Below are 20,349 nucleotides of genomic sequence, written 5' to 3' on the forward strand. Positions count from 1 at the left end.
ACTAGCTCCGTTTCCACGGCTTCAGCGTATGCACGTCCCAGCTGCCGCGGTCACCCTTACAGGCCGCACCTTGCATCCAGCTTTCGCTGGTGCCGTTGACATAGCTGGCCAGAAAATCCCTGCAGGTGCGACCTTCCGCGACATAGGCACTGGACAGAGGCGTCACCGATCCGCGCGCGCCGGTCGACGGGTTTTCCCAGGGCTGGCTGGAATCCTTGCTGCCCTTGGTGAGCACATCGGAGGCCGCCGTGCGCGTCAGGACAAGATCGGCTTCCGTGGGCTCGTAATTGGCGGCCTGGACCGATGCCGGCGAAATCGAGCCGGTGACATCGCCGCCCTCCATCCTGGCCAGCGCGGACTCGTTTCGGCCCATACTGCAACCACCGAGGGTGCTGCCGATAAGAATTGCTGTCAAAGCCGCACCGAGCGGGTAGATGGCCGATAGGCCAATGCGTTGCCGTATCCTATATAGGTCTTGCCTATGCAGGGGCAGCAGCGAGCTCTCTACAACAGGCCAACGCAAGCGGAACTCCGGACATGACCGACACGACCTCCCCCATCAAAGACTCAACTCCGTTAACGTCAGGTGATTTTACGGCCGCTGCGGAACCATTTGCGCTGTTTTCCGAGTGGTTTACCGAGGCGAAGGCGTCCGAGCCCAACGATCCGAACGCGATGGCGCTGGCCACCGTCGACGCCGACGGCCTGCCGGATGTCCGCATGGTGCTGATGAAGGGCTATGACACCGACGGCTTCGTGTTCTACAGCCACATCGCCAGCCAGAAGGGTCAGGAGCTCGCCGCCAATCCCAAGGCAGCGCTGCTGTTTCACTGGAAGTCGCTGCGCCGGCAGGTCCGCATTCGCGGTCCCGTCACCCGCGTGACCGATGCCGAGGCCGACGAGTATTTTGCGACCCGCCCCAAACAGGCGCAGATCGGCGCCTGGGCGAGCAAACAGTCACAGCCGCTGGAAAGCCGCTTTGCGTTCGAACAGGCCATCGCCAAGGAGGGCGCCAAGCACCTGATCGGCGCCGTTCCGCGCCCGCCAGGTTGGAGCGGATGGCGTATCACGCCTGTTCGTTTCGAGTTCTGGCACGACCGGCCGTTCCGCTTGCACGACCGCATTGAATTCCGCCGCGACAACTCGGCAGCAGATACGTCCTGGACCAAGGTGAGACTGTATCCGTGAGCGCCGACAACGAGACGAGAACCAGACCCGTGAGCCATCCAGGATCGAACGCGCCCAAGCGCACCATGCTGCTCACCGGCGCAAGCCGCGGCATCGGTCATGCCACCGTGATGCGCTTTTCAAGCGCCGGCTGGCGTGTGCTGACCTGTTCGCGGCATCCGTTTCCGGAAGTCTGCCCATGGGATGCCGGCCCCGAAGATCACATCCAGGTCGACCTCGCCGACCATGACGACACCGTCCGCGCCATCGACGACATCAAGGAACGGCTGAACGGCGGCGCGCTGCATGCGCTGGTGAACAATGCCGCCATCTCGCCGAAGGCCGAAGGTGGCGCGCGCATGGGCTCGATCGATACTGACGTCGCGACCTGGAGCCATGTCTTCAACGTCAACTTCTTCGCACCGATCATGATGGCCCGCGGGCTGATCGAGCAGTTGAAGGCTGCGAAGGGCTCAGTGGTGAATGTCACCTCGATCGCCGGCTCGCGCGTGCATCCGTTTGCCGGTGCGGCCTATGCCACATCGAAAGCGGCGCTAGCGTCGCTGACCCGCGAAATGGCGTCGGATTTCGGCCGCCTCGGCATCCGCGTCAACGCTATCGCGCCGGGCGAGATCGACACCTCGATCCTCTCGCCGGGCACGCAGACCATCGTCGATCAGCAGATCCCGCTGCATCGGCTCGGCACGCCCGACGAAGTCGCCAAGATCATCTATGTGCTGTGTACGGAAACGAGTTCATACGTGAACGGCGCCGAGATCCACATCAATGGCGGCCAGCACGTCTGATCAGCGGTAACGGGTGGGGAATAGTCATGCTGAGGACCGCGCCATTCTGGCGCTCCTCGAAAAGCGCGGGATTTTCTAGTCCGCGTAAAATTTCCGCGGCATCGGCGCGGCCGCGCTGATCCCCGCGCTGGAACAATCGTCTTCGGATTCGCCGTCCATCAACCCGGCACCACAATGCCGGCAGGTATGCGCAGACATCGCCTGCGCCCGACCGTTGGCCATGCGCGCCTGTTGATAGGACCTGAGATCGACGACGTTCCGTCCCGATGTTTCTGTTTTGTCAACCATTGCTGTCCTCATCGCTTCTGACAGCGTTATGACAGCAACCATTAGCGCAACCGTTCAGCGGAACGCTCGAATTTTACCGGATAAATTGTGGCGGGAATCGCGCGAAGCCTATAATCATTGGGCTTTTCGAACACGCATCATGAATGCGTTTTGATAGTTGGAAAAAGATTCAGACACCCGCGCCTTTATGATCCCGCGAGCGCATGCTCGGGGTTGTCTAAGCGGTGTCCCCTCCTGAAACATGAGGGGTGGCAGCGCGCCTGACGACGCGAAATGGTGGTAATTTTCGCGATCCGCTCCGCCGGAACGCCGGCAAGCTGCAACCGCGCAACGCCTCACGGCGCGCCACCGCGGCGATTTCTGTCCCCGGGACCGTTCTTCCGGGCAAAGGCGCAGAGCTCCGCACTCCGCTGATCCCGACGGTTTCCCGCCGTTCACCAATGCCACGTCCAGCCAGCATGAGTGGCAGACCCCCGTAGTGGGGCCGGACGGTGACCCAAGGCCTCCCGAGTGCGTGAGGGAACGTCTCCCTCCCGCCCGCAGGCGCCGCATCCTGTCCCACTTCAAGACGCCTCATGAAGCGCCCCTCGCGAACGGGATGCGCGGAGGATAATCCTTATAGGTATATTGTCAAGGGATGCAGGAAAAAATGTTTGGGCGCTGCTATCCCTCATTTGTCATTCCGGGGCGCGCCCTTGCGCGAACCCGGAATCCATAACCACGATCGAACTTATGGATTCCGGGCCTGCACCCCACCGGCTTCGCCGGCGTGACGCATTCCGGAATGACAAATGAGAGGTTAGTGCCGCCCTACGTGCCCTACAGCCATTTCTTCCACTTGAAGAACATATAAGGCAGCACCGCGGCGAACAGCATCATGATCAGCGCCATGGGGTAACCGACATCCCATTGCAGTTCCGGCATCGCCTTGAAATTCATGCCATAGACCGAGGCGATCAATGTCGGCGGCATCAGCACGACGGCCATGACCGAGAACAGCTTGATGATGTTGTTCTGTTCGAGATTGACGACACCGAGCATCGCATCGAGCGTGAAGGTGATCTTGTTCGACAGATAGGAGGCGTGATCGGTCAGGGACACCACGTCGCGCTGCATGGTCTTGAGCTGCGCGCGCATGTCCTTCGACCACTTCACGCCTTCGGCTTCCGCCGTGATGAAGGTGACGACGCGGCCGATCGAGACGAGGCTTTCACGTACTTTCGAGGTCAGGTCGCCCTTGCGACCGATGGTGATCAGAATTTCGGAATAACGCTTGGCATGGCCGGTCCGCAGCGACTCATCCGGCTCGAAGATGTCGTGGCTGACCTGATCGACGTCGGCGCCGACGCGTTCGAGAATGTCGGCGCACCGATCGATCACCGCGTCGAGCAGTTCGAGCAGAATGGTTTCACCATTGGCGCCGGGCGGCGCGTTGCGGCCAAGCTTCAGTTCGACGGACGCGAACGGACGCGGTGTGTCGTAGCGCACCGTCACCAGCCGTTGCCGGGTGAGGATGAAAGTTACCGCCGTGATCCGCGGCGACTCCGTGTCGGAGCCGCACATCAAGCTCGCGGTCATATAGCGGGCGCCGTTCTCGATATAGAGACGGCTGGAGATTTCGATCTCCTGCATGTCTTCGCGGGTCGGAATTTCCACCCCCGCCAGTTTCTCCACCGCCTTGTCTTCGGCTGGCGACGGCTTCACCATGTCGATCCACACCGCATTGTCCGGCAACGCTTCGAGATCGGTTGGCTCGGATTTTCTCAAGGCGTGGTCGGCAGGGGTGAAGACAGCGAGCATGGCAACTCCGGGACATTGAAAAGGCGGGACACTGCAATACGGACGATCCGGACAGAATCGGCAGGGGCGACCGACCATGACCGATGCGGATGCAGCCGTCATGACAGCCTTTGTGCGGCGCGCCAACCCCACCCGAACCCGGGGAATTTTTCCCGCAAGATCGCGCGTTCCATGGTCTCGATCTGACAAAATTGTCACGCGCGCATCACGGCTTCGCGAGGCGTTGCGGTTCTGCACAGGATTTGGCCGGAGGGTCGAAAATTCTGCGGCAAATATGACACAGGTTGTGCGCTGCATGATGCGCAGCGCATCTAACCGCTGGAATTGCAGCGGATTTCAGCGATAGTAGCTTTAACGGAATCGTGGCGTTCGCAGGCTATTTTGGGTGCGTTTCCTTGCACCAGCCTGTCTGAATTCGGACCTCACGCAATTGGAACAATGACATGTCGCCGCTCAAGATTAAGCTTGGATTGATTGTCGCCGCCGGCCTGATGCTGTCGGGCTGCATGCAGACCGCAACGCAATTCCAGGCCGCCCCGGAAGCCAGCCTCAAGCCGAATGACAAGGCACAGCTCGCCAAGGCACGTTACGCCAAGGTTGCCGTCGCCGAGCCGTTCCGCCGCGCCATCGTCGACTTCCACCGCAAGGAAGCGCCGGGCTCGATCGTGGTCGATTCCGACAACCACTATCTCTATTTCGTCCAGGACGGCGGCAAGGCGATCCGCTATGGCGTGACCGTCGGCGAAGAAGCGCTGGCCTTCTCGGGCGTCGCGCGCGTCGGCAACATGGCCGAATGGCCGAAGTGGACCCCGACCAAGGACATTCACGCCCGCATCGAAGGCCTGCCGGCCCAGGTGCCCGGCGGCGTCGATAATCCGCTCGGTGCCCGCGCCCTCTATCTCTATCAGGGCAACAAGGACACGCTGTTCCGCATTCACGGCACCAATCAGCCGGAATATATCGGCGCCTCGATCTCGTCGGGCTGCATCCGCATGACCAACGAAGACGTCATCGACCTCTATAGCCGCGTCAAGCCCGGCGCTGTGGTCGTCGTGCTCGAGCCGAAGGCCGGCGACTCGCCGTATAATTCCAAGTTGGCCCTGCAGGGCGGCGGCGGAACGCCGTACTGAGCTGACAAGGTTTCATCTGATTAGAAAAAGCGCCGGTTTTTCCGGCGCTTTTTTTTATTGGGTGGATATCGGGTTGCCCGGCGATTACCCCCCAGACACCGGTGTCATCCCCGCGAAGGCGGGGATCCATACACTCCCGAGAACTGACGAAGCACAGCAGATGCGGCACCGTGACCACCCCCACTACACCCGATAGCGGTTATGGATCCCCGCCTTCGCGGGGATGACAATCGATAGATTACTCAGCCTCACAAGTGGACTTCCTGTCCCCTCACCGCAAAAAGCTGAACGGCGATGGCGGCGCGCGGCGCTTCTTCGGCTTGGGTTTTGGCTTCGGCTTGGGCTGCTCCGGCGCGGGCTCGGCTTCAGCAGCTTCCGGCTCGGGCTCCGCAGCTGGCTGAGCAGCAGCAGGCTCTACAGGCTTCGCCTCCCCCGGTTTGCCTTCCGCCACTTCGCGCGGCGGTGCTTCGTCCGGACGCACGGCCGGCATCAGCGGTGCGATGCGCGGCCACTCGTCCCAGACGTCCCACTGGCAGATCCGGTAGTTGCCGCGCCGCTCGGCGATATCGAGATGGATATGATCCTCGTGGTAGCCGTCGGAGCCCGGCCCCAGCACGGTGGTGAACCGCGTACAGACTGAATGCAGCACGGCCTCGCGCTGCTCGCGCGGCGTGTTACGCTCGGTGAGCGCGATCGAGCGGCCATTGGCGAGTTTCAGCCCGCGCACATCCAGCGCATTGGCGCGGCCATGCTCTGACAGTTTCGCCCCGACGACACGGTTGCGACCACGGCAATCGAAAGAGTCGAAATTATCGAGCTCAAGAAGCTTCGTACCGAGGCTGGTCGCGAGCGGCGCCATGTCGGTACGGATCCATTCAGCCACGGCCGTGGCCATGGCGCAGCGCATCGTTCCCGCCGGCTTCAGCGGCACGCGCGTCTTGTCCGGCAGCACTACGGCCTCGAGCCGCACCATGTCGGGGCCACCGCAGGCGCCTGGCCCCTTGATGTCGGGAATGCTCGGCGCAACGGCGACGGCATCGGTGAGCGCGAGGCGGCAGGCTGAAGGCGGCGGCGGCTCCGGCGGACGCGCTTCGGCGGCGGGCTTCTCGGGCTCAGGGGACTGTTCGGATTTGGTGGGCTCCTCACCAGGCTTTTGCGCCGGCTCGATCGCCGGCGCTTCTGCCGGGCGAGGCTTTGGCAGCGGCACACGCGATGTCGTCAGATAGGCCTGCGCCGGCGCAGCAACCAGCAGCAACGCCAGAACCACCCCAATTGTCCTTTGGTCGCAGCCGGATAGGCCAAAAGTCCATTTCCGGGCCGCTTTCCCCGCGCTAAACTTCATGCCAAGACCTAAAGCAAGAACAGGGTCGAAGTTCCCCGGCAACGATCGGGGAGCCGGCACGCCAATCACAAGACGGAGGAACGATCAAATGCGTGGCTTGATGCAAGACTGGCCTTTGCTGTGTCATCGGATCATCGATCATGCGGCCCAAGTCCACGGCGAGCGCGAGGTCGTGACCAGATCAGTCGAAGGTCCCATCCACCGCACCAATTACGCCGAAATTCGTACCCGTGCCCTGAAGGTCGCGCAGCGTCTCGACCGCGAGGGCATCAAGATGGGCGACCGCGTCGCCACCATCGCGTGGAACACGTGGCGACACCTGGAAACGTGGTACGGCATCATGGGCATCGGCGCCATCTGCCACACCGTCAATCCACGTCTATTCCCGGATCAGATCGCGTGGATCATCAACCATGCGCAAGATCGCATCGTGATGACCGACCTCACCTTCGTCCCGATCCTCGAGAAACTCGCCGACCAGCTGCCATCAGTGGAGCGCTACATCATCTACACCGACAAGGCGCACATGCCGCAGACCACGCTGAAAAACGCCGTGGCCTATGAGGACTGGATCGCTGAGGTCGACGGCAACTTCAAATGGAAGGAGTTCGACGAGAACACCGCAGCGGCGATGTGCTACACATCGGGAACAACAGGCGATCCGAAGGGCGTGCTGTATTCTCACCGCTCCAACGTGATGCACGCGCTGATGGCCAATACCGGTGACTCGCTCGGCGCCAATGCCGCCGACACCATGCTGCCGGTGGTCCCGCTGTTCCATGCCAATAGCTGGGGCATCGCGTTCTCCGCGCCGTCGATGGGCACCAAGCTCGTGCTGCCGGGCGCCAAGATGGACGGCGCTTCGATCTACGAATTGCTCTCCACCGAGAGGGTGACGCATACCGCGGGCGTGCCGACGGTATGGCTGATGCTGCTCAACTACATGTCGCAGAACAATCTGAAACTGCCCGACCTGCGCATGGTGGTGTGCGGCGGCTCGGCGATGCCGCGCTCGATGATCAAGGCCTTCGTCGACATGGGCATCGGTGCACGTCATGCCTGGGGCATGACCGAAATGAGCCCGATCGGCACGCTGGCCGCGTTGAAGCCGCCGTTCGACCAGCTCGAAGGCGACGAGCGGCTGGATATCCTGCAGACCCAGGGCTATCCGCCGTTCGGCGTCCAGATGAAGATCACAGACGACGCCGGCAAGAACCTGCCATGGGACGGCAAGACCTTCGGCCGTCTCAAGGTGCGCGGCCCGTCGGTATCATCAGCCTATTTCCGTGTCGAGGACGAGATCCTCGACGAGGAGGGCTATTTCGACACCGGCGACGTCGCGACCATCGACGCGCATGGCTATATGCGGATCACCGACCGCTCCAAGGACGTCATCAAGTCCGGCGGCGAATGGATCTCGTCGATCGATCTGGAAAACCTTGCCGTCGGTCATCCGCAGGTGGCGGAAGCCGCCGTCATCGGCGTCTATCATCCGAAGTGGGACGAGCGCCCGCTGCTGATCGTGCAGCTCAAGCAGGACCAGACCGCCACGCGCGAAGACATCCTGAAATATATGGATGGCAAGATCGCCAAGTGGTGGATGCCGGATGACGTGGTGTTCGTCGATGCTATCCCGCACACGGCCACTGGCAAGATCCTGAAGACCGCGCTGCGCGATCAGTTCAAGACGTATAGCCTGCCGACGGCGGCGGCTTAGCTGACAAGAGCGACAGCGTTCCTAACCTCTCCCCGCCCTTCGCGGGGAGAGGTCGACCGGCGAAGCCGGTCGGGTGAGGGGCATGGCACATGCGTGGCCACATTCGCATCACCAACAGATCGCGCGAATTACGCGCCAACTCCACCGACGCCGAAACGAAACTGTGGAATCGTCTGCGCAACAGGCAGATTGCCGGCTGCAAATTCATTCGCCAAGAGCCGATCGGGCGATATATCTGCGACTTCGTTTGTCGGGAGAAGATGATCGTTATCGAGGTCGATGGCGGGCAGCATCTGGAGTCGCAACGGGACGCCATGCGCGATCGATATCTGCGCGAGCAAGGTTATTGCGTGCTTCGCTTCTGGAACAACGATGTGCTGTCAAATATCGAAGGCGTGCTGTCGCTCATCGATGAGGAATTGCGCAAGACCTCGGATTGATCCGAACCGATAGACTGCGTGCGTTGAAGCAGCGTGCTTGGCCCCTCACCCGCGCGCCAGGTGCGCGCGACCTCTCCCCGCGCATTTGTTCAGTCGGGAGACATGGTTGACACCTGTTCGGAGACATCACTGACACTTTTTGTGCCAGTCAAGTCGATTTCTGCGACTTTCCGGCTGCCGAAGAAAATCCCGTAGTGGCCATCGCTGTCCAAGGGGCGGATTGCCAGCCGTTCGCCGCGAAAGGCTTTTGGTACGCGCCATCGCCGGCCCTTGAAGTCGATGCGCGGATTGACTGAGACGCGGCGCACGATGTCATTGCTGGCATATTCGACCTCGACGATTTTGTCGGGCATCGGCCGCGTGCTGGGTTTGTAACGGGTAGCGGGAACGTCCATGCCGAGTGCTTCGTGGGGGCGTTGCAGATTGTAGACGGTGCGCCATGTATCGAAAGCGCGCTGTAGTTCGGCAAAGTCGCGGAACCGGCGTGCCGCGAATACTTCGGCCTTGAGGGAACGGTGGAAGCGTTCGTTCTTGCCGCGGCTTTGCGGGTGGAACGGCCTTGCATAGATCGTGTCGACGCCAAGCTTGAGCAACCAGACCCGCAGGGCAGTCCAGCGCGAGCCGCCGCTGTCGCCCCAAGGCGAGCCGTTGTCGACGAAGAACGCGTCCGGCAGACCATAGCGCCGGAAAGTCTGTATCAGCCGCTGCTGCACGGTTGCACTCTGTTCGTTTGCGCAGGCCTGGATGCAAAGTGCATAGCGCGAGTGGTCGTCGATTACGGTGAGCGGATGGCATGCTGCGTTGTTGGCCAGCGGCATGCGCCCTTTGAAATCCATCTGCCATAGCTGGTTGGGCGCCTCCTTCTCGAAGCGCTGCAGCGGCTGTGTTGCGCCGCCCGGCGGCAGGATAATGCGGCCGTTGCGGTGCAGGATCTCATGCACGGTGGAGATCGCCGGCGGTGTCATCCCGTCACGCTGCAGGCAGTACGCAATCTTGCGCGCGCCCCAGGCCGGATGGGCATCGCGCACCGCAAGCACCAGCGTCTCGATTGCCGTATTGCTGCGTCGTGGGCTGACAAGCGGTCGCCGCGACCGATCGGCCAGTTCCGCATCGCCGGCCTCGACCCGCGCCAGCCATTTGTAGCCGGTCTGCGGGCTGATCCCGAACCGCCGACACAGTTCTCGCCGATTGACGCCCTCCTGCATTGCCAAAAGGGCAAACTCCCGCCGCTGATCCATTGCCGACACCTCGCGCCATGGCATGGAAACCTCCTGAAAAGGAGGACTCCAGCCAATCTGAATGTGTCAACTATGTCTCCGAACACCTGTCAGCGATCTGTCCGGACTGAACAAAAGGGCGGGGAGAGGTTAAAGAGAGCCTCAGCCGTTGAGCGCAGCCTTGACCAGACCGCTGGCCTTGCCGAAGTCCATCTGGCCGGCATATTTCGCTTTCAGCGCGGCGATCACCTTGCCCATATCTTTCATGCCGGCCGCACCCGTCGCTGCGATCTCGGCTGCGATGGCGGACTTGGTCTCGTCCTCCGACATCTGCTGCGGCAGATAGGCGGAGATGATCGCGATTTCCTCGCGCTCCTGGGTCGCCAGTTCGGCGCGGCCGCCCTTGTCATAGAGCTCGACAGATTCCTGGCGCTGCTTGATCATCTTCTGCAGCAGGCTCAGCAGGTCGGCATCCGACAGCGGCGGCTTGCTCTGGCCGCGCGCTTCGATATCGGCATTCTTGATGGTCGAATTGACCATGCGCAGCGTCGAAAGCTTGCGCTCGTCCTTGGCCCGCATGGCGTCCTTGACGGCGTTGTTGATGTCATCGCGCAGCATCTGCGTCTCCTCTTGCGGCCGCCAATCGCAGCGCCGGAACTCGGTTGGCCCCGATCTAAGCGTTTTAAGGGGTATGCACAACTGCACCCGCCAATTCTCGGGGACGCCGCCCGGAGCTGTTGCTCGAACCTACTGCCCAAACCTATTGCCGATGGCTGGAGCTGAAATCCTCCACGCCTGCGGACAGCGGCCCGGGCGCGCCGGCTCCAGCGACGTACGGCAGAACCATCAACGCCGATATGGTGGCCGGAATACCGGCTTGGCCCCATAGCCGGGGCTGAACCTCGAAATCAAACCTGACGTGCCGCGGCTCGAGCATCGCGACCTTGCCCATCCACATCAGGCAATCGCTATCTGTCGCAAAGCACATCGAAGCCCACCCCTTCTGCAGCGTCGTCGCGCGCGGCATGCCCCAAGTGTACTGGAACTGGAACGGGCGGCTGTAGACGGGATGGTCAGGGCTGTAAAAGGCCGTCGCGAATGCCAGCCCGTCGTCGCCACTGATCCGCGGCATCGGCCGGCCTGTCATCTGGTGCCACCGGTCCGTCAGCTCTTGAGCGGCCAGCCGATAGTAAGTCCGCTCGTTAGGATTGATGCTATTGCGGTAAATCGCATGGATCGGAGCAGCCACAATGGTTGCGATGATGGCGATGCCGGCGACGAACACCACCATATTGACCACATACAGGCGTTCGAGCGTGAAGCGGGCGCCGCAAACGATCAAAACGGCAGGCAGGAACAAACCCTGGAGCGCCCATAGCGAAGGCATGTCGGTGCCAAGCGTGACGGTAGTCATAACGGGCAGCAGCACCGTGCCGATGAACACCCAGAACAGCAGCAACAACCCCGGACCCATGGCACGGAAATCGGCCGAAAAGTACTTCAGGCGCAGCTCGGCCGATAAAACCCAGACAATGGCCGGGAGCGCCAGCGTCGCCGCGAGACCGAGCAAAAACATGCTGGCTTCGATGAGTGACTGACCAAAGTCGATGCCGCCGTGAACCTGTATGGCATAGGCGAACGGCGCAGCACCGGTCGTCACGAGCCAATGGATGTGCGGCCCAAGGGCAATGAGCCCGGCAAGTGTCGAGACCCACGGTGCCCAGGACCTGAAATAGACCGCCCGCTGCGGATGCACGATCGCTGCCAGCGCGAAGCTGGCGATCAGGAAGATCGAATAATATTTGCCGAGCATCGCCAGCGCGGACAGGACGCCGGCGGCGGCAGCCCAGCCGATAGCGCGCGTTTCAAAGGAGCGCAGGAAGCAATAGGTCGCCAGCGGCCAGACCGCGAGCAGCACCGTGTTCGCGTTGAAGCGCTGGGCATGGAACTGGTAGGCCGGAAGCAGCATCAGCAGCAGCAGCACGACGGCTCGCGAATCGCCGCGCACGAAGCGGCGTGCAATCAGATCGACAGCCCAGAGCGCCACCGCGGCATTGGTCATCGACAGCAACTGGAACGACCAGTCGGTCAGCGGGAAAACCAGCGTCCACAGCCGCGCGACCCAGCCCATCAAGGGCGGATGTTTGGGATTCCCCCAAGCGAATTCGCGGCCAAGCGTCCAAGTTTCCAGCGCGTCCGCATGTAGATCGCCGCTCTGATAGGCGATCACCAGAAACAGCAGCCAGATTCCCGCGAAGCCGACGATCAGCACAGGAATCGTCCAGCCCGCCTCGATCCCATCGAGGAAGGTCAGAAAAGGCCTGCGCCATCGCGCTGGCGCGATGGCCGAGCGCGCGGCCATCTTGGCGAAATGGTCCAACTGCACTGAAATATCCGGAAATACGGGAAGTCGCAGCTTGCTACCGGCGAAAGTGAGTTCCGGCAAGCATCCGTAATTATAATTAGTTGATTTTACATCTCATTCTGCAAATTACGCGCTATCGGCGTGCAGGTTTCGCCGGACAACCGGAACACCACAATTCTGCCAGATAAGATGTTATTCCTTAATGAAGCTCTGTCCGGGCCCGTTGATCGGGCAAAGCGCCGATTGCTAACCCTGCCAGGCCATGGTTGACGTGTGAATCCGGCCTTTCCGGCTTTGACGGCGGCGGATGCGCGGACTATGTAGTCCCCTCATGACCCCCTCAGAAACATCTTCAGCCTGGCCGGACCACAAACCGACCGCGCTCCTCGTGCTCGCCGATGGCACCGTGCTGGAGGGCTTCGGCCTCGGCGCGGAAGGCCAGGCCGTGGGCGAAGTCTGCTTCAACACGGCGATGACCGGTTATGAGGAAATCCTCACCGATCCATCCTATGCCGGGCAGCTGATCACCTTCACCTTCCCGCATATCGGCAATGTCGGCACCAACGACGAGGATATCGAGACGGTGAACATGGCGGCGACGCCAGGCGCCCGCGGCGTGATCCTGCGCTCGGCGATCACCGACCCGTCGAATTACCGCTCTTCCCGGCATCTCGACGCCTGGCTGAAGGCGCGCGGCATCATCGGCATTTCCGGCATCGACACCCGCGCCCTGACCGCGCTGATCCGCAACAAGGGCATGCCCAATGCGGTGCTTGTGCATGCGAAGGACGGCCAATTCGACCTGCATGGCCTGAAGGAAGAAGCGCGCGAATGGCCGGGTCTCGAAGGCATGGACCTGGTGCCGATGGTGACGTCGGCCCAGCGCTTCACGTGGGACGAGACTCCCTGGGAATGGGAAAAGGGTTTCGGTCGCCAGACCAACCCTGAATTCAACGTCGTCGCTATCGATTACGGCATCAAGCGCAACATTCTGCGCCTGCTGGCCGGCGAAGGCTGCAAGGTCACAGTCGTTCCAGCCACGACTTCGGCCGAAGAGATCATGGCGCTGAAGCCGGACGGTGTGTTCCTGTCGAATGGCCCAGGCGATCCCGCCGAGACCGGCAAATATGCCGTGCCTGTCATCAAGCAGGTGATCGATTCCGGCGTGCCCACATTTGGCATCTGCCTCGGTCACCAGATGCTCGGCCTAGCGGTGGGCGCCAAGACCAAGAAGATGCATCAGGGCCATCACGGCGCCAATCATCCGGTCAAGGACGAGACCACCGGCAAGGTGGAAATCACCTCGATGAACCACGGCTTCGCGGTGGATGAAGCGACATTGCCGAAGGGCGCGACGCAGACCCATATCTCGCTGTTCGATGGATCCAATTGTGGCATTCAGCTCGACGGCAAGCCGGTGTTCTCGGTTCAGTACCACCCGGAGGCCTCCCCCGGTCCGCGCGACTCGCACTACTTGTTCAAGCGGTTCGCGGATCTGATGCGGGCGAAGAAGGCGTCGTAGCTTTCTTTCTTTATCGATAGAATTCAGACGTCATGGCCGGGCTTGTCCCGGCCATCTACGTTTTAGGGCTGCGAAGGCGTGGATGCCCGGGTCAAGCCCGGGCATGACGTGGAAGGGCTTGCGGCAAGCGCTAGCATCCGCACCTGCAGCTTTGTATGATGATCGTCATCAAAAATAAAGGAAGCGCCATGACCGACGCACCTACGCCCCGCTACGACGTCGTTCCCACCAGCCTGATGGCGTCGATGCCCGGGATCGATTTCGTGCGCAAGATCTTCTCCGGCGAGTTGCCGCAACCGCCGATCATGGAGAATGTCGAGCCGTTCGACTCGACCGCAAAACCTGGCGTTGTCGTGTTTCACAGCGTCCCCGGCTTCCGGCACTACAATCCGATCGGCTCGGTACATGGCGGCTACGCGGCGATCCTGCTGGATTCGGCGATGGGACTGGCTGTGCACTCGATGCTGCCCGTTGGCACCGGCTACACCACGCTGGAATTCAAGATCAGCTTCATCCGCGGCATGAGCAAGGATAGCGGCACTGTGCGCACCGAAGGCCGCACGCTGAATGTCGGCCGCCGCGCGGCGACGACGGAAGCGCGCATCACGGACTCCAAGGGGCGGCTCATCGCCCATGCCACCACGACGTGCTTGGTGTTCGAGATACCGAAGGAAACAACCTGAACTGGAGCCCGCGGGCACCCTTACAGACATTCGATACGTCACGGCCTGACAGCGGGAGTTTCGCTTGCCATGCCCCGCGCACGCGACATCAGGTAGAGTTCAAGCTCAACCATCTCAGGTGCGTCGGCACTGTAGGGTTGAGTGCGCACGCCGATCATGCAGTTGCGCAGCCGCCGCTTCAGAGAGCCAAGCCCCTGCCACTCCAGCCGATAGACAGGATAGCCCGTCGGATGGGCCTGCGTGATCGCGGAGCCGGCGAGACGTTTGTCCCAGTTGTCGTCGTGACAGTTCGTGCACGCCAGATTCAATTGCCCCTGCCGGCGCATGAAGGCGTCGCGGCCTTTGTCGATGAATGCCTGCAGACGTGAATCGGCGCCCGTCTCGATCGGCATCCCCTGTGACTGCCGGCCGATCAATGCGGTCAGCGCCAGCAGATCGCGGCTTTCATCGGCGAGCGGCGGCAATTGCTGATGATCGACGCGGCAGAGATTGACGCGCTGTTCGAGATCGACCGGGCGATTGAGCTTGTCGTCGAATGCCGGGTACCGCACAGCGACGCCGCGCATGCTGCTGGCATCACCGTGGCAATCCGCGCAAGCACGGCCGGCGGCGGGCTTTCGGGTCCATAGCGCCTCGCCATCCAGCACCCACAGCATGCCGGGATTGGCCGTGGCGTCGTTCTGCATGGCCTGGGTTTCGACGGACATGAAACTGGCACCGGAGAGTCGCTCGCCCGGCGCGATCTCCGCCGCCTCGATGAGCGACGTGAAAGCGACGGCTGCCAGCAACGACAGGCTGATATTGCGCAGTCGCCTCATGTGACCGTGATGCTGGCCGACGCGGTTTCCTGAAATCCGTTGTCGCCGATCCACTGGAATTCGAATTTTCCGCTCTCCGTGGCGATCGTAAAGAAGGAGATGAAGGGATTGGCCGAGAACGCGGGAAACAGATCGGCCCGGAACACTTCATCGCCATTATAGCGGCAGGTGAAATTGGTGATGATGTCGCGCGGGATAACCTCACCGGTCACGGTATGGCGAAAGCCCGTCTCCATGATGTGGGACATCAGCGTCTTGATCTCGATGATATCGCCACGCCTGGCCGTGGCGGGAACGTTGATCAGCGCGGATGCCATCAGGTTGCCTCCTCGGTACATGCCGCGAGCGTGACGACGACATCGGCGGTCGCCGACCAGAACGAACCATCGGAGAGTTTCGCGATGGCCGTGAGCGTCTGCGTATCGGCAAGCCGGATGCGCATCGCTATCTGCGCACGGCCTGCGCGCGGGGAGATATAGAAGTTGCCGACATTGGGCTGCGGGTTCTTCTCGTTGAAGATATGGATGCTGACCACGTGATCGGCATCACTCATCGGGCTCGTCACCGTGACGGTGAGTGGCACGGTGTTGCCGTTCTCGACCAGCGGCGGGACGTCGAGCTTCACTTTGCCGGGGCGCACTGTGGCACCCTTGACGATATCGCGGATGGCTGCCTTCATGGTGTCCGGCGTCGCATGGACCGGGCCGACATGCACGAGCGACACCGCGCCGAGCGCTGCGCCGCCGGCGGTCGCCAGGAACTGGCGACGCGTCGTTCGATCGGGCTCAGCCATGGATTGCTTTCGTCATGATGGGTTCTGCAGCGTTGTCAGGTAAGCGACGACGTCCTCGATTTGTTGCGCCGACAGGATCGGCTTGCCAAGCCATGCATCCCCGACACGCTGTAACCCATCTGCACGATAATAGGACGGCATGATGGTCGCGGCATTGAGGCGTGAGGCATCCACCAGCCGCAGCCGCAACTGGCCTTCCGACCAGCGGCTGCCGGTGCCGGCAAGGCTTGGCGCAAGATCGCCCTGGAATCTCTGTTCGGTAAATGGCCCGCTGTGGCAGAGCAGACACGTATATGTGCGGTTGACGACGATCGCCCTGCCCGCCGACGCATCGCCGACCGCGCCCGCCAGGGGCAGCGGAATCGCATCGCCAATCACCGCATAAGGGACAAGTTCACTCGCACGGACCGGAGCAGTCAGCAGCAGCGTCGCCACGCTCGCCGACAACAGCGTCGATGCGCGGCGACGACTAACCAAAGACCTCTGCTCCGATCGTCTCGAACCACGATCGCGCATAGATCGCTTCACGGGCCCGGACATCACGCGGCGCATCCAGCGGACTCGTACCGCCCGCGCCTTCGATATCCGCAAACAGGCCATTGCGGGGCTGGTAGACGCCCGCGATGGAAATGCCGTAGTCGGGCGCGACCAGACTGTAGCAAGTGTTGATCAGCTTCGGCGACGTCGGCGTCGCCCCCGCCAGCAACGCCACGATCGCCCCGGCACAGGTCTTCGCCTGCGCATTCGCCGAGAATGCGGATTTGGGCATGGCGCCGGCAATGCAGGCATCGCCGATCACATGGATGTTCGGCACTTGCGTGGACTCGAGGCTGACGGGATTGATCGGACACCAGCCGGATTTATCGGTAACGCCGGCAATCTCCGCGATGCGCCCTGCGCGCTGCGGCGGAATCACATTGGCGACCTGAACGTGATACGTCGCGAAATCTGTCACCAGCGTATTGGTCGCCGGATCGACCGACGTGACCTTGCCGCCCTGCGACAGCGCGACCCATTCGATCAATCCCGGATACAGCTCCTGCCACGCGGCCTGAAACAGCCGCTGCTTCGAGAACGCGTCTTTCGAGTCGAGAATGATCAGCTTCGACCGCGGCTTTCGGGTCTTGAGGTAGTGCGCGATCAGGCTCGCGCGCTCATAGGGGCCCGGAGGACACCTGAAGGGGTTGGCGGGAACGACGATCGCAACCACGCCGCCATCGTCCATCGCTTCCAACTGGCGTCGCAGCAGCAGCGTCTGTTCGCCCGCCTTCCAGGCATGTGGCATGCGCGACGCTGCAGCCTCGTCATAGCCCGCAAGAGCGTCGAAGCGCAGATCGATTCCGGGCGACAGAACCAGCCGGTCGTAGCGCAACGTCGATCCATCGGCGAGACCGATCGTGCGCGCCTGCGGGTCGATCGTCTGCGCCATTTGCGCGACGACTTTGATGCCGGCGGCAGCGGTTTTCTCGTAGGCGAATTGCTGGGCTTCAATGGCGCGGTCGCCGGCGATGACCTCATTACTGAATGGGCACGCGACATATTGGCGATCGGCCGTCACCAGCGTGACATCCAGCGACGGATCGAGCTGCCGAAGCGCGCGGGCGCAACTGGCGCCACCGAAGCCGCCGCCGATTACAACGACCCGCGCAGGCGATTGCGCCAGGCTTGGCGATGCCAGCGCAAGGGATGCCGTCGCGGCAGCGGCAGCGCGAAGAAATTCCCGTCGTGAGGTATGATTTTTGTGGGTCATGCTATTTCTGCGTTGCCAGCCAGGCCGCAATCGACCCGATTTCGTCTTCGGAGAAGCCCTTGGCGATCCGCGTCATCACTGTGGCCGGCATCGACCCATTGCGAAAGGCCAGCAATGTAGAGCGCGTCGCATCGGCATCGCGCCCATAGATGTTCGGGATGGCCTGCGATGTCGCCGCATGGCAGCCGGAGCACGAGGCCGCTCCAGGTGGCGGTGCCGATGCAGCCCGGACCGGCGCCGCGGAGGCGACGATCAGCCCGATCGCAAGTGAGGTACGCAACGTCTTCATGAGCGAAATCCAGTGATGGGCAGCAAGCATGGCGACGCGTCGGTTACGCAAAGATGATGTCGTGATTCTTCAGCGGCACGGAACGGATGCGCTTGCCGGTCGCAGCAAAATAGGCATTCAGCACGGCCGGCGCCGCAACGCAGATCGTCGGCTCACCGACGCCGCCCCAGAAGCCGCCCGATGGCATCAGGATCGACTCGACCTTCGGCATCTCCTTCATGGTCATCGACTGATAGGTGTCGAAGTTCTCCTGCTCGATGCGGCCACCCTTCACGGTGCATTCGCCATAGAACAGCGCCGAGAGGCCGTAGACGAACGAGCCGGCGATCTGGCGATCGATTTGCCAAGGGTTCACTGCATAGCCAGGATCCGTGGCGGCAACGATGCGATGGATCTTGATCTTGTTGCCGCCCGTCACCGAAATTTCCGTTGCAGCCGCCACATAACTGCCGAAGCCCATATGCTGGCAGATGCCGCGGAACACGCCTTGCGGCGCCGGCGTCGTCCAGCCGATCCTCTCTGCGACGGCATTGAGCACCGCGAGATGCTTCGGATGCTTGGTCATCAGCTTGCGACGGAATTCGAGCGGGTCCTGACCGACCGAATGCGCGAGTTCGTCCATGAAGCTTTCGAGATAGATCGCATTCTGGTTGACGTTGACGCCGCGCCAGAAGCCCGGCGGCACATGCGGATTGCGCATGGAATGGTCGATCAGCAAATTCGGAATGGTGTAGCCGATCGCTGCCTCACCGCTGGCATTCAGACCCTGGAAAGTGACGGGATCCATCCCGTTCTGCATACCCTCGGGACGCACACTGGCCAGGATCGACTGGCCTGAGATCCGCATGTGCAAACCGATCAGATTGTTATCGGCATCGAAGGCGCCGACCAGCTTGCTCTGCGTAATCGGATGATAGCGGCCGTGCAGCATATCTTCTTCGCGCGACCACATCAGCTTGATCGGCGTGCCGGGCATCTGCTTGGCGATGGCCACCGCCTGACGGACGTAATCGGTCATGCCGCGCCGACCGAAGCCGCCGCCCGGCATGATCTTGTAGACCTCGCATTTGTCGCTCGGCAGGCCTGACGCTTCGACTGCGGCCGCAAACACGGCTTCGCCGTTCTGCGTCCCGGTCCAGACCTCGCACTTCTCCGCCGTATAGAGCACCGTCGCGTTCATCGGCTCCATGGTGGCGTGGTTCTGATAGGGATAGGCGTAGACCGCTTCCACCGTCTTCGCAGCACCCGCCAACGCTGCTTTGACATCGCCAGCCTTGTTGCCGACAAAAGCGGGCTGCGCAGCGTCCAGGCCTTCCTGCAGCCACTTGCCGATGGACTCGCTGGACACGCTGGCGTTCTTGCCATCGTCCCAGACGACCGGCATCGCCTCCAGCGCCGACTTGGCGTGCCACCACGTATCGGCGACCACAGCCACGGCACTTTCGCCGACGCGCACGACCTTCTTGACGCCTTTCATGCCAAGGATCTTGCTGTCGTCGAAGCTCTTCAGCGTGCCGCCGAACACCGGGCAATCCTTGATCGCGGCATTGAGCATTCCCGGCAGCTTGATATCGGCGCCGTAGACCATCTTGCCGTTGGTTTTCTCGACCGTATCGAGCCGCTTCAGCGGTTTGCCGGCGATGGTCCAGTCCTTGGGATCCTTCAGCTTGACGTCGGTCGGCGGCTGCAGCTTAGCAGCCGCTTCCGCGACCTTGCCGTAAGTGATGGTGCGCCCCGACGGGACATGGGTGATGACGCCCTTGCTGGTGGCACATTCCGACACGGGCGCGGCCCACTCATCGGCTGCCGCCTGGATCAGCATCAGGCGCGCAGCCGCGCCGCCTTTGCGGACGTAATCATGCGAAGTGCGAACGCCGCGGCTGCCGCCGGTGGAAAAGTCCCCCCAGACGCGCTTGCGTGCGACACTTTGCCCGGGCGTAGGATATTCCGTCGTCACCTTGGACCAGTCGCATTCAAGTTCTTCTGCGACCAATTGCGCCAGACCCGTGAGCGTTCCCTGCCCCATCTCGGACCGCGCGATACGCACGACAACGGTCTCATCAGGCCGGATCACCACCCAGGCATTGACCTCAGGCGTACCATCGGCCGCATAGACTGCGGTCGGCCCGCCAAAGGGAATACCGAGCGCGAGGCCACTGCCGATAGCAGCAGTTCCCAGGACAAACGAACGGCGATTGAGTTGCGGAGCATGACCCATGACC

The 20,349-nt window shown here is 62.0% G+C and carries 20 protein-coding genes; 7 read left to right on the top strand and 13 right to left on the bottom strand.

From position 1 onward, the window contains the following. Position 1: 1 nt before the first annotated feature. Entirely contained in the window at positions 2–415 is a 414-nt protein-coding gene (locus tag AB7783_RS16135; protein WP_441278203.1) for an RT0821/Lpp0805 family surface protein, read from the bottom strand. A gap of 122 nt (positions 416–537) precedes the next feature. Between AB7783_RS16135 and pdxH the strand changes: the two genes are divergently transcribed. After that, positions 538–1,188 carry a pyridoxamine 5'-phosphate oxidase gene (pdxH, locus tag AB7783_RS16140; protein ID WP_441278204.1) on the top strand — a complete coding sequence of 217 codons (651 nt, stop codon included), beginning with the start codon at positions 538–540 and terminating at the stop codon, positions 1,186–1,188. Positions 1,189–1,253: 65 nt separating this feature from the next. Next, positions 1,254–1,973: an SDR family NAD(P)-dependent oxidoreductase gene (locus AB7783_RS16145; protein WP_089265492.1), complete on the top strand. Its 720-nt coding sequence runs from the start codon at positions 1,254–1,256 to the stop codon at positions 1,971–1,973. Between the two features lie 1,107 nt (positions 1,974–3,080). On the opposite strand, the gene AB7783_RS16150 is transcribed toward AB7783_RS16145, so the two are convergent. Next, a complete protein-coding gene (locus AB7783_RS16150; RefSeq protein WP_089265493.1) occupies positions 3,081–4,061 on the bottom strand; it encodes a magnesium transporter CorA family protein in 981 nt (326 codons plus the stop codon). A gap of 443 nt (positions 4,062–4,504) precedes the next feature. On the opposite strand from AB7783_RS16150, the gene AB7783_RS16155 reads away from it, so the two are divergent. Beyond that, the gene (locus AB7783_RS16155; RefSeq protein WP_068734945.1) at positions 4,505–5,191 is read left to right on the top strand and encodes a L,D-transpeptidase; all 687 of its coding nucleotides are present in this window, start codon (positions 4,505–4,507) and stop codon (positions 5,189–5,191) included. Positions 5,192–5,462: 271 nt separating this feature from the next. On the opposite strand, the gene AB7783_RS16160 is transcribed toward AB7783_RS16155, so the two are convergent. Further along, the gene (locus AB7783_RS16160; RefSeq protein ID WP_441278205.1) at positions 5,463–6,458 is read right to left on the bottom strand and encodes an extensin family protein; all 996 of its coding nucleotides are present in this window, start codon (positions 6,456–6,458) and stop codon (positions 5,463–5,465) included. Between the two features lie 163 nt (positions 6,459–6,621). On the opposite strand from AB7783_RS16160, the gene AB7783_RS16165 reads away from it, so the two are divergent. Together AB7783_RS16165 and AB7783_RS16170 are read left to right on the top strand one after the other, a co-directional pair. Beyond that, positions 6,622–8,250: a fatty-acid--CoA ligase gene (locus AB7783_RS16165; protein WP_093756872.1), complete on the top strand. Its 1,629-nt coding sequence runs from the start codon at positions 6,622–6,624 to the stop codon at positions 8,248–8,250. Between the two features lie 89 nt (positions 8,251–8,339). After that, the gene (locus tag AB7783_RS16170; RefSeq protein WP_120293285.1) at positions 8,340–8,690 is read left to right on the top strand and encodes an endonuclease domain-containing protein; all 351 of its coding nucleotides are present in this window, start codon (positions 8,340–8,342) and stop codon (positions 8,688–8,690) included. Positions 8,691–8,779: 89 nt separating this feature from the next. Here AB7783_RS16170 and AB7783_RS16175 read toward each other — a convergent pair whose 3' ends face one another. The 3 genes from AB7783_RS16175 to AB7783_RS16185 all read right to left on the bottom strand — a co-directional run bounded on the left by AB7783_RS16175 (position 8,780) and on the right by AB7783_RS16185 (position 12,179). Then, positions 8,780–9,952 carry an IS481 family transposase gene (locus tag AB7783_RS16175; protein WP_441276790.1) on the bottom strand — a complete coding sequence of 391 codons (1,173 nt, stop codon included), beginning with the start codon at positions 9,950–9,952 and terminating at the stop codon, positions 8,780–8,782. A 117-nt stretch (positions 9,953–10,069) separates the two neighbouring features. Further along, a complete protein-coding gene (locus AB7783_RS16180; RefSeq protein WP_089265497.1) occupies positions 10,070–10,525 on the bottom strand; it encodes a GatB/YqeY domain-containing protein in 456 nt (151 codons plus the stop codon). Positions 10,526–10,667: 142 nt separating this feature from the next. Next, on the bottom strand, positions 10,668–12,179 hold the full coding sequence (locus AB7783_RS16185; protein WP_441278206.1) for a glycosyltransferase family 39 protein: 1,512 nt from the start codon (positions 12,177–12,179) through the stop codon (positions 10,668–10,670). 424 nt (positions 12,180–12,603) lie between these two features. Here AB7783_RS16185 and carA point away from each other — a divergent pair, with 424 nt between their 5' ends. After that, on the top strand, positions 12,604–13,794 hold the full coding sequence (gene carA, locus AB7783_RS16190) for a glutamine-hydrolyzing carbamoyl-phosphate synthase small subunit (RefSeq protein WP_175366242.1): 1,191 nt from the start codon (positions 12,604–12,606) through the stop codon (positions 13,792–13,794). Positions 13,795–13,982: 188 nt separating this feature from the next. Continuing rightward, on the top strand, positions 13,983–14,477 hold the full coding sequence (locus AB7783_RS16195; protein WP_441278207.1) for a PaaI family thioesterase: 495 nt from the start codon (positions 13,983–13,985) through the stop codon (positions 14,475–14,477). A 38-nt stretch (positions 14,478–14,515) separates the two neighbouring features. On the opposite strand, the gene soxA is transcribed toward AB7783_RS16195, so the two are convergent. The 7 genes from soxA to AB7783_RS16230 are packed head-to-tail and all read right to left on the bottom strand — an operon-like array spanning position 14,516 to position 20,345. Beyond that, complete coding sequence (soxA, locus tag AB7783_RS16200) at positions 14,516–15,295, bottom strand: sulfur oxidation c-type cytochrome SoxA (RefSeq protein WP_441278208.1); 780 nt, start codon at positions 15,293–15,295, stop codon at positions 14,516–14,518. Further along, positions 15,292–15,612: a thiosulfate oxidation carrier complex protein SoxZ gene (soxZ, locus tag AB7783_RS16205; protein WP_441278209.1), complete on the bottom strand. Its 321-nt coding sequence runs from the start codon at positions 15,610–15,612 to the stop codon at positions 15,292–15,294. Before soxZ ends, soxA begins: the two co-directional genes overlap by 4 nt. Beyond that, a complete protein-coding gene (locus AB7783_RS16210; RefSeq protein ID WP_441278210.1) occupies positions 15,612–16,088 on the bottom strand; it encodes a SoxY-related AACIE arm protein in 477 nt (158 codons plus the stop codon). Before AB7783_RS16210 ends, soxZ begins: the two co-directional genes overlap by 1 nt. Positions 16,089–16,100: 12 nt before the next feature. Beyond that, positions 16,101–16,523 (bottom strand): sulfur oxidation c-type cytochrome SoxX, encoded by a 423-nt coding sequence (gene soxX / locus AB7783_RS16215; RefSeq protein WP_244528001.1) that lies wholly within the window; start codon positions 16,521–16,523, stop codon positions 16,101–16,103. 34 nt (positions 16,524–16,557) lie between these two features. Then, a complete protein-coding gene (locus AB7783_RS16220) occupies positions 16,558–17,838 on the bottom strand; it encodes an FCSD flavin-binding domain-containing protein (protein WP_441278211.1) in 1,281 nt (426 codons plus the stop codon). Between the two features lies 1 nt (position 17,839). Further along, entirely contained in the window at positions 17,840–18,127 is a 288-nt protein-coding gene (locus tag AB7783_RS16225) for a c-type cytochrome (protein WP_089265733.1), read from the bottom strand. A gap of 43 nt (positions 18,128–18,170) precedes the next feature. Next, positions 18,171–20,345: a molybdopterin cofactor-binding domain-containing protein gene (locus AB7783_RS16230; RefSeq protein WP_439059562.1), complete on the bottom strand. Its 2,175-nt coding sequence runs from the start codon at positions 20,343–20,345 to the stop codon at positions 18,171–18,173. Positions 20,346–20,349 lie beyond the last annotated feature (4 nt).

The sequence above is a fragment of the Tardiphaga sp. 172_B4_N1_3 genome (genome assembly GCF_052076035.1).
Lineage (GTDB): Bacteria > Pseudomonadota > Alphaproteobacteria > Rhizobiales > Xanthobacteraceae > Tardiphaga > Tardiphaga robiniae.

What these genes read in the sequence shown, in the direction of transcription:
- pdxH (WP_441278204.1), top strand. Translation starts at nt 538, where the DNA reads ATGACCGACACGACCTCCCCCATCAAAGACTCAACTCCGTTAACGTCA.
- AB7783_RS16145 (WP_089265492.1), top strand. Translation starts at nt 1,254, where the DNA reads ATGCTGCTCACCGGCGCAAGCCGCGGCATCGGTCATGCCACCGTGATG.
- AB7783_RS16150 (WP_089265493.1), bottom strand. Translation starts at nt 4,061, where the DNA reads ATGCTCGCTGTCTTCACCCCTGCCGACCACGCCTTGAGAAAATCCGAG.
- AB7783_RS16155 (WP_068734945.1), top strand. Translation starts at nt 4,505, where the DNA reads ATGTCGCCGCTCAAGATTAAGCTTGGATTGATTGTCGCCGCCGGCCTG.
- AB7783_RS16165 (WP_093756872.1), top strand. Translation starts at nt 6,622, where the DNA reads ATGCGTGGCTTGATGCAAGACTGGCCTTTGCTGTGTCATCGGATCATC.
- AB7783_RS16170 (WP_120293285.1), top strand. Translation starts at nt 8,340, where the DNA reads ATGCGTGGCCACATTCGCATCACCAACAGATCGCGCGAATTACGCGCC.
- AB7783_RS16175 (WP_441276790.1), bottom strand. Translation starts at nt 9,952, where the DNA reads ATGCCATGGCGCGAGGTGTCGGCAATGGATCAGCGGCGGGAGTTTGCC.
- AB7783_RS16180 (WP_089265497.1), bottom strand. Translation starts at nt 10,525, where the DNA reads ATGCTGCGCGATGACATCAACAACGCCGTCAAGGACGCCATGCGGGCC.
- carA (WP_175366242.1), top strand. Translation starts at nt 12,604, where the DNA reads ATGACCCCCTCAGAAACATCTTCAGCCTGGCCGGACCACAAACCGACC.
- AB7783_RS16195 (WP_441278207.1), top strand. Translation starts at nt 13,983, where the DNA reads ATGACCGACGCACCTACGCCCCGCTACGACGTCGTTCCCACCAGCCTG.
- soxA (WP_441278208.1), bottom strand. Translation starts at nt 15,295, where the DNA reads ATGAGGCGACTGCGCAATATCAGCCTGTCGTTGCTGGCAGCCGTCGCT.
- soxZ (WP_441278209.1), bottom strand. Translation starts at nt 15,612, where the DNA reads ATGGCATCCGCGCTGATCAACGTTCCCGCCACGGCCAGGCGTGGCGAT.
- AB7783_RS16210 (WP_441278210.1), bottom strand. Translation starts at nt 16,088, where the DNA reads ATGGCTGAGCCCGATCGAACGACGCGTCGCCAGTTCCTGGCGACCGCC.
- AB7783_RS16220 (WP_441278211.1), bottom strand. Translation starts at nt 17,838, where the DNA reads ATGACCCACAAAAATCATACCTCACGACGGGAATTTCTTCGCGCTGCC.
- AB7783_RS16225 (WP_089265733.1), bottom strand. Translation starts at nt 18,127, where the DNA reads ATGAAGACGTTGCGTACCTCACTTGCGATCGGGCTGATCGTCGCCTCC.
- AB7783_RS16230 (WP_439059562.1), bottom strand. Translation starts at nt 20,345, where the DNA reads ATGGGTCATGCTCCGCAACTCAATCGCCGTTCGTTTGTCCTGGGAACT.